This is a genomic window from Chelatococcus reniformis, from assembly GCF_014640075.1.
GTDB classification, from domain to species: domain Bacteria; phylum Pseudomonadota; class Alphaproteobacteria; order Rhizobiales; family Beijerinckiaceae; genus Camelimonas; species Camelimonas reniformis.
In genome coordinates, this window is record NZ_BMGG01000006.1 from 352,505 (window position 1) to 365,025 (window position 12,521).

At 69.3% G+C, this 12,521-nt stretch carries 10 protein-coding genes and 1 riboswitch; of the genes, 3 read left to right on the forward strand and 7 right to left on the reverse strand.

Annotated features, from left to right (window positions below):
- Nucleotides 1–96 precede the first annotated feature (96 nt).
- From ssuE to IEW34_RS18015, 7 genes are all read right to left on the reverse strand, one after another.
- The gene (ssuE, locus tag IEW34_RS17990) at nucleotides 97–741 is read right to left on the reverse strand and encodes an NADPH-dependent FMN reductase (protein WP_308424383.1); all 645 of its coding nucleotides are present in this window, start codon (nucleotides 739–741) and stop codon (nucleotides 97–99) included.
- 60 nt (nucleotides 742–801) lie between these two features.
- The gene (locus IEW34_RS17995) at nucleotides 802–1,557 is read right to left on the reverse strand and encodes an ABC transporter ATP-binding protein (RefSeq protein WP_188610595.1); all 756 of its coding nucleotides are present in this window, start codon (nucleotides 1,555–1,557) and stop codon (nucleotides 802–804) included.
- Nucleotides 1,554–2,561, reverse strand: coding sequence for a FecCD family ABC transporter permease (locus tag IEW34_RS18000; protein ID WP_188610596.1), 1,008 nt, complete (start codon nucleotides 2,559–2,561; stop codon nucleotides 1,554–1,556). The genes IEW34_RS17995 and IEW34_RS18000 overlap by 4 nt, the downstream gene beginning before the upstream one ends.
- Entirely contained in the window at nucleotides 2,558–3,463 is a 906-nt protein-coding gene (locus IEW34_RS18005) for an ABC transporter substrate-binding protein (RefSeq protein ID WP_244642063.1), read from the reverse strand. The genes IEW34_RS18000 and IEW34_RS18005 overlap by 4 nt, the downstream gene beginning before the upstream one ends.
- The gene (locus tag IEW34_RS18010) at nucleotides 3,460–5,622 is read right to left on the reverse strand and encodes a TonB-dependent receptor (RefSeq protein ID WP_244642064.1); all 2,163 of its coding nucleotides are present in this window, start codon (nucleotides 5,620–5,622) and stop codon (nucleotides 3,460–3,462) included. The genes IEW34_RS18005 and IEW34_RS18010 overlap by 4 nt, the downstream gene beginning before the upstream one ends.
- Nucleotides 5,619–6,362: a class I SAM-dependent methyltransferase gene (locus tag IEW34_RS30610; RefSeq protein WP_244642065.1), complete on the reverse strand. Its 744-nt coding sequence runs from the start codon at nucleotides 6,360–6,362 to the stop codon at nucleotides 5,619–5,621. The genes IEW34_RS18010 and IEW34_RS30610 overlap by 4 nt, the downstream gene beginning before the upstream one ends.
- Before the next feature lie 313 nt (nucleotides 6,363–6,675).
- A riboswitch (cobalamin riboswitch) is annotated at nucleotides 6,676–6,885 on the reverse strand.
- A 47-nt stretch (nucleotides 6,886–6,932) separates the two neighbouring features.
- Nucleotides 6,933–7,922, reverse strand: coding sequence for a helix-turn-helix transcriptional regulator (locus IEW34_RS18015; RefSeq protein ID WP_244642066.1), 990 nt, complete (start codon nucleotides 7,920–7,922; stop codon nucleotides 6,933–6,935).
- A gap of 150 nt (nucleotides 7,923–8,072) precedes the next feature.
- Between IEW34_RS18015 and IEW34_RS18020 the strand changes: the two genes are divergently transcribed.
- From IEW34_RS18020 to IEW34_RS18030, 3 genes are read left to right on the forward strand one after another with little or no spacing between them, the layout of a single operon-like run.
- Nucleotides 8,073–10,067, forward strand: coding sequence for a TonB-dependent receptor (locus tag IEW34_RS18020; RefSeq protein WP_210324525.1), 1,995 nt, complete (start codon nucleotides 8,073–8,075; stop codon nucleotides 10,065–10,067).
- Entirely contained in the window at nucleotides 10,067–11,314 is a 1,248-nt protein-coding gene (locus IEW34_RS18025; protein WP_188610599.1) for an MFS transporter, read from the forward strand. Before IEW34_RS18020 ends, IEW34_RS18025 begins: the two co-directional genes overlap by 1 nt.
- A complete protein-coding gene (locus IEW34_RS18030; RefSeq protein ID WP_188610600.1) occupies nucleotides 11,311–12,483 on the forward strand; it encodes an FAD-dependent monooxygenase in 1,173 nt (390 codons plus the stop codon). The genes IEW34_RS18025 and IEW34_RS18030 overlap by 4 nt, the downstream gene beginning before the upstream one ends.
- Nucleotides 12,484–12,521 lie beyond the last annotated feature (38 nt).

Sequence of the window (12,521 nt, forward strand, 5' to 3'; positions counted from 1 at the left end):
CAAACGCGCGGGAAGCTACAGCCAACGGAGCAGAGCTTCAACGAACGTGCCGGGCGCGCGCACCCCGCTCGCTGGGTCGGTCAGCCGGGCGTTCCCTCAGCCGGAGGCCGTGCCGTCCGCCCGCTCCGGTCTGGGATGACCCAGTTGGTCGTGCGGCGGCGCATGACCGAGGGCGCAGCGAAAGTGGTAGATGGCTTCGAGGAGTGTCGCTCCGGTCACATCGTCGACGCTCAAGCTGTCACCCTCGATCTTGAGGTGCGGCTCCAGCACGAACTGACTCTGGACGATGTGGCGCGCGCCCATCGACTGCAGCACCGGCCGCAAGCCGTAGTCGAGCGCCAGCACGTGGGCCAGGCTGCCCCCCGTGGCGCACGGCAGCACGATCTTGCCGGCGAGCGCGAACTGCGGCAGCAGGTCGAGGAACACCTTGAGCAGCCCCGAGTAGGCCGCCTTGTAGATCGGTGTCGCGATGACGATGCCGCTGGCCTGCTCGACCGCCGCTACCGCCTCGGCGATCTGCGGATCGGAGGCATCGGCGCGCAGCAGCGCTGCCGGCGGCAAGTCCCTCAGCCGGATATGACGAACCGTGGCGAGCGGCCCTTCGAGCTGGTGCAAAATATGCTCGGCGACGCGTGCTGTCTTCGATGTCGAGGATGGACTGCTCGACAGCACCAGAATCGAAGGTTGGACCATTACCGTGCTTTCAAGAGGACTCGTTGGTCCGGCGAAGGGTGGCCGCATGCCGCCGCGGCGGCAACCCCAAATGATCGCCCTCCACGAACGGCGGCGGCCCCCTACCGATCATGACGGCCCGGACGGCTCGATCGGAAACAGATGAAGGGCGCCGTCCGCCACGGCGACGCGACGGAAGCGCAGGCCGAAGCTGCGATCCAAGGCGTCGTCGCGGATGACGGCGTCGGCGGCCCCGTCCAGCACGATTTCGCCGGCCGCCATCAGCACCAAGCGGTCGCAGAAGCGGGCGGCGAGATCGAGATCGTGGAGCACCACCACCACCGTCCTGTGCCGCGCCTCCGCCTTGAGCCGCCGCAGCAGCGCCAGGCGATGGCCCATGTCGAGACTGGCGCCAGGCTCGTCAGCGAGCAGCACCGGACAGGGGGCGGCCAGCACCGAGGCAAGCAGGGTGCGCGCCCGCTCGCCCCCCGACAGCTGCGACCAGCGACGGGCGGCCAGCGTCTCCAGGCCGTGATCGCGCAGCAGACCCGCGAGCGCCGGCGGCCGCTCGGCCCGCCGGCTCCCGAGGTCGAGAAGATCGCGCACCGAATAGTCCCAGGCCGGCGTGAAGTGTTGCGGCACATAGGCGACGAGGCGGCTGCGCTCGCCAGCAGCCATCTTGCCCACGTCCAGCCCGGCCAAGGCCACGCGCCCGCTCGTGGGCGCCACCAGCCCCGCCAGCACCCGCAGCAGCGTCGACTTGCCGGCGCCGTTGGGCCCGATCAGCCCGACGAGCGCGCCGGGCTCGAGCGTCAGCGCGGCCCGTGCCACGATGGCCCGCCCACCCCGGCGCACCTCGACGGCTTCGGCACGGAGTGCGCTCATGACCTCAGCTTCCGCGCCAGCACCAGGAGAAAGAACGGGCCACCGACCACTGCGGTGATCAGCCCGAGCGGAATCTCCGCCGGGGGCAGCGCCGCGCGGGCCAGGGCGTCGCACACGAGAACGACGGCCGCGCCGATGCCGGCGGTGACCGGCAGCAGCGCGGCGTGGCGCGGCCCCACCCACCACCGCGCGACATGCGGCGCGATGAGCCCGACGAAGGCGACCAGCCCGCCGTAGGCGACGGCCACGGCGACGATCAGGGCGCCGACCAGGATCGCACGCGACACGAAGCGATTGGTATCGAGCCCAAAGGCGCGCGCCTGCTCCTCGTCGAGTCCGAGCAGGTCGAGCCCGTGCGACAGGCGCTGCGCCAGGACAAAGCCGGCCACGGTCAGCGCCGTGAGCAGGGCGAGGCCAGGCCATGTCGGCGTCTGCACGCCGCCCAGGACCCAGCTCAGCACGACCTGAAGGCTGATCGTCTCATCGGAGAGCGCGAACATCAGGAACGAGCGGACCGCCGCCAGCATGGCGGCGACTGCGACGCCGGCCAGCAGCAGGCCGGCCGCATCGAGGCTCCCGGCCATGCGCGCGAACAGCACCACGAGCCAGGTCGCGCCCCAGGCGCCGAGGAACGACAGGCCGGCGAGCAAAGGCGCGGCCGGCAGCCCGAGCGGCACCAGCAAAGCAATCGCGGCGCCCACGGCCGCTCCGCCCGCGCTGCCGAGCAGATAAGGCTCGGCCAGCGGGTTGCGGAACACGCCCTGAAAGATGGCGCCGCCGAGACCGAGCAGTGCGCCGACGAGACCGGCAGCCATCACGCGCGGCAGGCGCCAGTCGAGCAACAGCCGGGCCCGCATCGTGTCGGGATCGGCGAGCGCCCTGGCCAGATCGACGGGACCCGCCCAATCGTGGCCAGCGCAGATGCCGAGCACGAGGCCGAGCGCGAGTGCTGCGGGAAGTGCGAGCGGCCAAGGGCGGGGAAAAGTGCGCGGCAAGGGCGTCATCGTTCCCGATCGCCTGGATGCAGCAGCATCGCCAGCCGCTCGATGCCGTCGATCGTGCGTGGGCCCGGGATCAGCAGCTCGGCACGCGGCACGATGTGCGCACGGCCGGCCTTGACCGCACGCAAGTTGCGCCAGCCTGGCCGGGCGACGAGGGCGTCGAGTTCGTCCTGCCGGCCGGCGAGCAGCAGCACGTCCGGGTCGGACGCCAGAGCTGACTCGGGCGAGACCTGGGGCAGTCCGGACGCAGTCACCAGCGCAAGGTCAGCCCCGGCAAGACGGAGCGCGTCGGCCGTATAGGTGGCGTCGCGCACGACGAGGATGAGCCCGTTGCCGAGTTGCCCGGTCACCAGCAGCACCTTCGGCCGGGGCCGGCCGTCAATGCGCGCGCGGACAGCAGCGAGGCGGCCGGCCAAAGCCCCCGCAACGGCCTCGCCCCGCTCGGCAACGCCGGTGGCCCGCCCCAGCAGGCGAATGTTGTCCAGCACCTCGTCGACCGAGCGGGCGAGCAGGACGAGCACGGGAATGCCGACCCGCGCCATGGGGTCGAGCACCTGATGCATCGCCTGCCGCGACGGCGTCAGCACGACCAGGTCGGGTGCCAGGGCGACGATGCGGTCGACCGAGAAGCCGAGTCGCCCGCCCACGAGGGGACGCCGCCCCACCACCTCCGGCGGGTAGCGCGTATAGCTCTCGATGCCGACGATCCGGTCCGCGAGGCCAAGCGCCGCAACCAGCTCGGTGTTGGAGGCGAAGATGGTGACGAGGCGCCGGGCCGGACGAGGCAGCACCACGTCACGGCCCATGGCATCGCGCAAGGTGACGGTCTCGGCCCGCACTGGCGCGGCAGCGGCGATGGCTGCCGCCGCCGCAACGGCGAGCAGGAGGCTGCGTCGCCCGCTCAAAAGCGCGCCTTCACGCCGGCGAGCAGTTGGCGGCCGGGCATCGAGGTGCCGTAGCCGCCGTTGAAGAAGCGCACGTCGGCGAGGATCGGGGCCTTGTCGAGCCCGATGAAGATCGGGTGCTCGTTGACGTTGAAGACGTTGTTGACGCCGGCGAAGACCTTGACGTTCTTGAACACCTCGACCTCGGCGAGCACGTTCCAGATCCAGAACGGATCCTTGCGGTGGATGTATTCGCGGTTCGGCTCGGCGAACGGAATCAGCAGGTTTTCCTCGGTATTGTACCACATCGGGCCACGCAGTACGCCCTGGACCTGGAACGACCAGTCGTAGCGATCGAGCTTCTGGCCGAAGCGTGTGCCGATCGCCGCCTGGTACTTGTACATGCGCTCGACGTTGTTGGTGTTGGCGGTGACGAGCGCGCCCTTGTCGGTCATCTCGAAGTTATAGAAGCCGTTGGCATAGGCCGTCCAACGCCAGTTGCCGGCATCGCGCCCGAGCATGCGGAAGACGTCGGTGTCGAACTGCATCTCGATGCCGCGCACCACCACGTCGGCGGCGTTGTTGGCGTAGTCGGAGGTGTTGGCGACGCCGGCCCTCAGCTTGGTGATGATGCGGTCGGAGATCACGTTCTGGAACACCGCCGTGTCCCAGCGCCAGCCGGGGCCGGTCAGCGTCATGCCCGCCTCGATCTGCTCGGCCGTCTCCGGCCTGAGATCCGGATTGCCGAAGATGCGGCCGCCGCCGAGCGCCGTAAAGTCGGCGGCCAGCTCGCTTGCCGTCGGCGCCCTGAAGCCCGACGAGGCGCCGACCCGGAAGCCCAGCCAGTCGAGCGCCTGATAGGTGGCCCCGCCGGCATAGGTGGTGGCGCTGTAGGGCACCGTCCGCTGGCGCTGGTTGGCCAGGTTGGGCGTCCAGTCAAAGCTGGTGGTTCCGTAGGTCTGGCGCACGCCGCCGCGCACGGTCACCTTGCCGTCGAAGAAGGTTTGCGCGTCCTCGGCATAGAAGCCGTTGGTGGTGTCGGTCTGGTTGTTGTCGATCGGCGCGATCTGCGAGAGCGGGTTACCGGGCACCCCTTCGCGAAAGCGATTGGAGCGCAGCGGGCTGGTCTCCCAGTCCCAACCGAGGATCAGCTTGTTGCCTTCCCAGAGATTGGCCCAGGGCTGGACGCGGGTGCCGTAGACCTCGAGCCGGCGCCGGTTGAAGTCGGCGGCAGTGCCCTTCGCCGGCAGGCCATTGGAGCCGCGCTGCACGGGCGAGGCCCATTTGAAGCGATCGACGTCGTTGTCGTAGTAGGCCTGCGCCATCAGGCCGACGCGGCCGTCGGGCGACTGGCCGTTGTAGGTGACGTCGGCGCCCTGGTTGTAGCGGTCGTCGCGGCTCAGATAATTGGCGCCCGAACCGCGAAAGCCTGCATCGTAGATGCCGTCGGAGCGCACGCTGACATCGACGCGGTGGTCCTGGTTGATCTGCAATCCCAGCGCGCCCGCCCAGCCCTTGCGCGCCCAATCGGTGTTGACCTGCCGGCCGCCGCCGCTGCCCGCGTCATAGTCGTCGCTTTGGCCGCCGTTGACGCCGAAATACCAGTCCACCGCCTCGTAGACGCCGCCGGTGGCGGCCCGCCCTTGCACCAGGCCCCAGTTGCCGCCCGATGCTTCGACGGTATTGCCGGGCGCGGTGCGGCCCGTCTTCAGGATTATGTTGATGACGCCGCCGATGTTCTGGCTGCCGTAGATCACCGAGGATGGACCGCGCACGATCTCGATGCGCTCCACGTGCGCCAGCGACAGCTTGGAGAGATTGGCCGTGCCCGCCCGGTGGCCGTTGATCAGCACCAGCACCTGGCTGCGGAAGTCCTTGCCCTGGCCGTCTGTGGAGCCGCCGCGGATGTTGATCGACGTCTGGCCGGGGGTCCATTCGCTGAAAAAGCCGACCGCATTCTCGGCCAGCAGGTCGGTGATCGACCTGGCCGTCGAATGCTCGATCTTGGTCTGGTCGATGACCTGGACCGTGCCCGGGATGCGGCTACGCTCCTCGGGCCGCCCCGTCGCCGTCACGACGATCTCATCGAGCCGCGTCACCTCCTCGGCCGAGGCGGGACATGCGGCGACCGCGCCAGCGACCAGCGCCGCAAAGCCATGGCAGACTGCTCTCGAGATCACGTCTTGCACCCCCAGGTGAGAAGCGCCGATCGTCTCGGCACGTTGAGCCGGCGTCCGCCGGCGTCGGTCTCGGCGAGCCCCTCCAGGCGCGCCGCAAGGGCGGGCCGGCGCTCGTCCGTGTCGCGCCATCCCAGCCGATCGGCGAGATAGGCAGCGAGAGGGCCGATGTCGGCGACCACCAGCGAAAAGGTCCAGTCGATCAGCCGGGAGCCGTCCGGGCGGTGCGCCTCGCCCAACGCCGCGAGTACGATGTCGACGCCCGGTGTCTCGTCCTCGCCGTGCCACTCCGCCGGCAGGCAGCCGGCCAGGCACAGGCCGCGCGGCCCATGCTGCGCCGGCACGAGCCAGGCGACCGGGCCGCTGCTCCACCCCCGGCAGCGGGCGAGAAACGGCAGCGGCGCCTGGAGCGGCGCCGGCATGTTGGCGGCCAGCACCGTGTCGAAGCGGCCGAGGCCTGCGGCCTCCTGCCAGCCGCACGCGATGATGCGCGACGGCCCGCCCGGCGCCGCGAGCCGCGCGCGCATGACGGGCGCCGGCTCGATCGCCGTCCAGCTGCAGCCGGGATCGCGCAGCGCACGGCCGAGCTGTCCGCCTCCGGCGCCGACATCCAGGAAGTCGCCGAAGCCGCCGACCGCCTCACGCAGCAGCGGAGCGGCCTTGGCGGCATAGTCCGACGTATCGATGCCGGATGCGTAGAGGCCCAGCGCATCGAAGCGCCCGGAACCCGGCTGGTCGAGCATGCATGTCACCTCAAATGCAACGATATAACATTACATATCTGGGGAGATGCGCGAAACGTGACTGGCCGTCAAGACGGCCTTCCGGCGCGGTGGCAGCACCGACGGTCCATCGACCGCGGCCGATCGCTGCGGAGCGCGGTGACCAACCGTAGGCGGAGCCCGCGGTAGACGCTGTGATCTGACGGGAAAAGCAGACCTGCATTGCCAAAGACCCCAACAAACCGGGGCTTGGGCCGAGCAGTCGCATGCAGGGGATCGCATCGGATTAAGGAGCCGATGCGCGCAAGCGATCCGCCGGGACACCCCGCCCGAGGACGTTCATGGTGTCGCGGCAGGTCTCCTGGCTCGCGGGTCAACGCCTTCCATCCCGCCTTCCCGAGGCCATCGGCCTCAGTGGCTTAAGGTGGACGTAGGCTCGCCGCTTACAGTTGCGGGGGCAGCTCCGGCTTTGCCATACGGCGCACCGGCTTCCCTCTTAGCTCTCGATCTTGCGATTCGAGAGACCGTGACAATGCTATGTAGCGTTGCCGTGCCCAGGCGCGCAACTGCGATTGCGGAGGCTCCGAAGGGTCAAGTGCGCCCGAGGTAGCGGCTCGGGGCAACGCCCTTGGCGGCGGTGAAGACCTTGCTGAAGTGGCTCAGGCTGTCGAAGCCGACGGCGAGCGCCGTCTCGGTCACCGTCGCACCCGCCTCGAGCATCGTCGCCGCCGCGTCGAGCCGCACCTGGCGCAGGTAGGCATGCACCGAGTTGCCGACGACGGCGCGAAAACCTTCCTTGAGCTTGCGCTCGTTCAGCCCCACCTCGCGCGCCAGCCTGGCGATCGACAGGTCCCGACCGAACTGGCCCTCGATGATCGCCCTGGCGCGCTCGACGCGCTCGCGATCCTCGCGGCGGACGGCGACACGCTTGAGCGTCGTGTGGCCCAGCGTCTGCACGACGACGCTCAGGCAATGGATCGCCTTGCTGTAGAGAAACAGGTTGCGGGACAGGCCCTCCGGCAGTGCGCAGGCGGCAATGTCGCGGGCCGACTGAAGCAAAGCGGCCGGCGCGGGAAACCCCACGAGAAAGACGTCCTGGTCGGGCCGGCTGTGCTCGCTGAGAAGATCGCCTCCGAGCCGCGCCAGCGGCGCGCCGCCAGCCTTCAGCAGGAAGCGCCGCTCGAAGCGCAGGTCCAGCATATGGACACGCTGGCCACCGGGAATCGTGTTGAGCCCGCCGGTCTCGCGCCCGCTGGTGAACAGCACGCCCATGGCCGGTGCGACGGCGAGCGGCGCGGCGCCATCGACGGACAACGTGCCGGCGCCGTCGAAGACGACGCTGAGCGAGAACGTCGCGGGACCGCGCGGCCGAAAGGTCAGGTCGTGCGGCGTGACGGTGTCGAAGACGAAGATGGTGACGTCCTCTTCGGGCCGATCGACGCGGGTGTGCTCGGCCCAGCCCAAGGCGGCGATCTCGTGGTCGACAGCCTCTCGCCAAGTGGCAGCCCCGGCGTCCGATTTCCCGTCGTCTTCGAACTGTTGAGCGCAGAGCACACCGGCATTCAAATCGGCAATCCCCACGGCAAGTGTCCCGCTTGCGTCAATAGCAGTCCCGAAAACGTTAGACAACGATTGCGAACCACCGGAGGACGAGAGCAAGAATCCACATCGGCGCCTGAAAGTTTAGAAATGTTCTCAAGTATTTCCCGCCTTGGATCGACCGCGTTCCTCTTGCTGATCGGTTCGACAATAGTCGGCCGGGCGCAGGACAACGGCAGCACCGTCAATTTGGACGAGATCACGGTGACGGCCAACAAGCGCGAGCAGCCGCTCGACAAAGTCGACGGCGGCGTCTCGGTCGCAACCGGCGAGGAACTGCGCGAGCGCGACGTGCGCACCGTGACCGATCTGCAGAAGGTCTTTCCGGGGCTGGTCATCGACAGCCGCGGCAACCGCGCCTACGCCAACTTCACCGTGCGCGGCATGTCCTCGCCCGACTATTACAATCCCGCGGTGCAGGTCTACGTCGACGGCGTGCCGCAGGCGGCCTCCGCCATGGTGCAGGAGCTGGTCGACGTTGAGCGTGTCGAGTTCCTGCGCGGGCCGCAGGGCACGCTCTACGGGCGCAACGCCTATGCCGGCGTCATCAATATCATCAGCCGGAAGCCGCGCGAGCAGACGGCGGCGGTGTTCGGCACGGCGGCCAGCGGCCTGTTCCAGGTCGGCGCCACGGCCACGGCCGTGCTGGTGCCCGAGACCTGGTTCCTCGATCTGGCGGTCAAGGAGAGCTACACCCCGGGGCAGATTCGCGACATCGACCGCGGCAGGGACGACATCAACTGGTGGAATGCGTTCAACGGCCGCGTGGGCCTGCGCTACGCGCCGGCCGGCGGCGCGTTCGATGCCAACGCCTGGGTCTCGCACGAAGCGCTGCGCTCCCGCGAGGAGACGTCGATCCTCGACCAGGACGTGCGGCACCGCTTCTATCGCAGCTCCGTGATCGGGCCCTACAGCTTCCTCGATCGCAACATCACCACTGCCGGGCTCACCTGGAACTACCGCTTCAACGCCTTCACCCTGTCGAGCACCACCGCCTACCAGGACGTGGACCTCAAGCGGAAGATATTCGGCAGCGACTTCCCTGAGACCGACCGCAGCATAACCCAGGAGCTCAAGCTCACCTACGACGACGGCGGGCCCCTCAAGGGCGTCGCAGGCCTGTCCTATTGGGCCGACTGGTTTACCCGCGACGCCGTCGGCTATCCGGGCTTCTATGCCGCGTCGCGCAACAAGGTGGACAGCCAGAGCGCCGGCATCTTCGGCGAGGTGACCTATGCCCTCACCGAGCGGCTGACCCTGACGGGCGGCGTACGCGGCTCGTACGACTGGTCGTCGGTCGACTTCGTGCGGCCCGATGTCTACGGCAACGGCCAGGGCTTCGACTTCGACCGATCGGCCAGCTTCCGCAGCCTGCAGCCCAAGCTCTCGCTCGGCTACCAGATGACCGACAGCATCCGCGTCTACGCCCTGGTGTCGGAAGGCTACAAGCCGGGCGGCTTCAACCGTGCCGTGTCGTTTCCGCAGGATGCCACGCCCTACAAGCCCGAGACGGCCTGGAACTTCGAGGTCGGCGCCCGCACGTCGCTCTGGAACGGCTGGCTCACCCTGTCGACGGCACTCTACTATATCAGGTCGCAGGACAAGCAGATCTACGTCGGGCCCATCGGCCTCCAGGTGATCCGCAACGCCGGCGAGGCCGAAAGCCTCGGCGTCGAGGTGGAAGCGACGCTGCGCGCCACCGAACGGCTGACGCTCACAGCCACCGGCAGCTTCGGCCGGTCGACGTTCTCGGACATGGTCGATCCGCTCAGCGGCGCCGCCTACGACAACAAGCGCGTCCCCTACGCGCCGGACGTGACGGCCAACTTGGCGGCCCGCTATGTACTGCCCCAATCGTTCTTCCCGGGCCAGGTGGTCGCCACCGGCGCCGCCCGCATGATCAGCCGCACCTACTTCAACGAGGCGAACACGCTGTACCAGCCCGCTTACGCCACCTTCGATGCGGGGCTGGAATTCGTCTTCGACAAGGGCCCGACGCTCAAGCTGTTCGCCGACAACCTGACCGACAAGGTCTACCGCACATCGAGCTTCGAATACGGCGGGGCGGTGCTCAGCACCATCGGCCAGGGCCGCATCGTCGGCGTGCAGATGCGGACGCAGTTCTGATGGATGCGCTCGCGACGGCCACAACAAGGGCGGACGAGCGGCTGCCGTTCGGGCAGGTGCTGATTGCCATCGGCGGCATCTACCTGGCCCAGAGCCTCGTCGGCAGCCTGACGTTCCAGGGTGTGCCTGCGGTGCTGCGCAGCACCGGCGCTGAGCTCGACACGATCGGGCTCGTCGCGCTGGTCATGCTGCCGTGGGCCCTGAAGTTCTTGTGGGCGCCCTATGTGGAGCGCTACCGCCTTCCTGTTGGACGGAGCCGGCGCTCGCGCCGGATCGTCGTCGCCGGCGAGGCCATCGCTATCTTGGCATTGATCGGCCTGGCGTTCACCGCGCCGGCCGGCCACGCGCCTCTCTTCATGCTGCTCGGCGCGGTCGCCCTGGCCTCGGCAACGGTCGATATCGCCTGCGATGCCTTCGCCATCGAACAGCTGGCTCCGGCGGCGCGGGGATGGGGCAACACGGCCCAGGTGGGCGGCGGCTATCTCGGCATCCTCGTCGGGTCCGGCCTCTTTCTCATCCTGGTATCGACCGCGGGCTGGACCGTTGCGGTGCTGTCCCTCGCGTCCATGATCGCCGTCCTCACGCTGCCATTCGCGCTCGCCGGGGAGCCGGGCCGTCCCCTTCCTCCGGGGACTGCGCGGCCGAGCCTCAGGGCGGCGTGGGCACGGCCGGCGATCCGCTGGGGCCTGCTGCTGACCGTCGCCTTCGAGATCGGCGTGCGACTGGTGCAGGGCATGATCGGGCCGCTGCTCATCGATGGGGGTCTCGACCTCGCCACGCTCGGCATGATCAACGGCCTGGGCGGCGTGATCGCGGGCGTTTCCGGCACCCTGGCCGGCGGCGCTCTGGTGCGCGCCCTCGGCGCCCGCCGCGCGGTGCTGACCGCCGCCGCCCTCCAGGCCCTCACCCTGGCCCTGCTGGCCGCCGCCGTGGCTGGCGGCCTTGCCGGCACGGGCCCCCTGGTCGGTCTCGTCCTGATTCAAGCCGCGGCCATGGCGATCGGCTTCGTGGCGCTCTATTCGCTGCTCATGGGCCTCGCTTCGCCGGCCCAGGCGGGCGTGGACTTCACCCTCTTCCAATGCGCCGATGCCCTCGTCGCGGGCTTGTGTGGCTTCGGCGGCGGCGTGCTGGCCAAGGCGTGGGGTTACGGACCCTTCTTCGTCGCGGCCGCGGCACTCGCCGTCGCCGGCGTCCTGGCCATGCCCTTCATCTTGAGACGCAGCCTCGCGCAGGAGCAGCAACAATGACCCCTCCCCTGGCCCTGATCGCGGGGGCCGGCGTCGCCGGGCTCTCCGCCGCCTGGTGGCTGGGGCGGGCCGGCTGGCGCTCCGTCATCGTGGAGCGCGCGCGGAATCTGCGCGGCGGCGCCTACATGCTCGGCCTCTCGGGCCCCGGCTACGAGACAGCCGGACGCATGGGCCTGCATGCAGAGCTGGCGGCGGTCGCCTATAAGGTGGACGAGAACGTCTACCGCGACCGCTATGGACGCGAGCTGCTGCGGCTGCGCTACCGCGAGTTCATCCGGGACCTGCCCTACGTCGCCCTGCGGCGCAGCGACCTGGTCGCTGCTCTGCACGGCGCTCTGCCGGCAAATACCGAGCTGCGCCTCGCCACCACGATCACCGCCATCGACCAGGACGGCCGCAAGGCGAGCGCGGTGCTCAGCGACGGCGCCCAGGTGGATGCGGATCTCGTCATCGCCGCCGACGGTTTCCGCTCCACCTTGCGGCCGCTCATGTTCGGCCCCGACGATCCGCGCCTGAAGCCGCTCGGCTATCGGTTTGCCGTCTACGACATCGACGATCCGATCGGGCTCGGCTCGGACTTCCTGTCCTATGCCGAGCCCGGTCACCTAGCCGAGTATTATGCCCTCAGGGGCGATCGCCTCGCCGCCCTGCACGTGTGGCGCGACGGGCGAACCGGTCCTGTCCCCGCCGACGCGCGCTGGCCGCTGCTGGAGCACGTCACGGCGCGCAGCTTCGGGCGTGTGCGGGAGCTGATGGCCAAAGCCACGGCCGATGGCGTCGCGCCGATCATCGACGACCTGACGCTGGTCGACGCCCCCGTCTGGTCGAAGGGCCGCGTCGTCCTCCTCGGCGATGCCGCCCACTGCCTGACGCTGATCTCCGGCCAGGGCGCCGGCATGGCGATGACGTCGGCAGAGATGCTGGGGCGCGAGCTGGCGCGGTCGGGCGACGTCGGCGCGGCGCTCATCGCCCACGAAGCGCGCCTGCGCCCCGCCATCGAGCGGCTCCAGCAGCGCAGCCGCCGGATGGCGTCGATGTTCATTCCGGAGAGCCCGCTCGCGTTCCATGTCAGGAACGTCGTCCTTCGCCACATGCCGCGCGCCTGGCTCGGCCGCTATTTTCTCAACGCGGTCAAAGCGGAGATCGGGCTGGTGCAGGAGGCGGCATAGCGATGGCCCGATCGCTCCAGGGCTGGCCGTCGAGCATA

Bases quoted from the DNA above. Each gene is read 5' to 3' on its own strand.
- ssuE (WP_308424383.1), bottom strand. From the start codon at position 741: ATGCGGCCACCCTTCGCCGGACCAACGAGTCCTCTTGAAAGCACGGTA.
- IEW34_RS17995 (WP_188610595.1), bottom strand. From the start codon at position 1,557: ATGAGCGCACTCCGTGCCGAAGCCGTCGAGGTGCGCCGGGGTGGGCGG.
- IEW34_RS18000 (WP_188610596.1), bottom strand. From the start codon at position 2,561: ATGACGCCCTTGCCGCGCACTTTTCCCCGCCCTTGGCCGCTCGCACTT.
- IEW34_RS30610 (WP_244642065.1), bottom strand. From the start codon at position 6,362: ATGCTCGACCAGCCGGGTTCCGGGCGCTTCGATGCGCTGGGCCTCTAC.
- IEW34_RS18025 (WP_188610599.1), top strand. From the start codon at position 10,067: ATGGATGCGCTCGCGACGGCCACAACAAGGGCGGACGAGCGGCTGCCG.
- IEW34_RS18030 (WP_188610600.1), top strand. From the start codon at position 11,311: ATGACCCCTCCCCTGGCCCTGATCGCGGGGGCCGGCGTCGCCGGGCTC.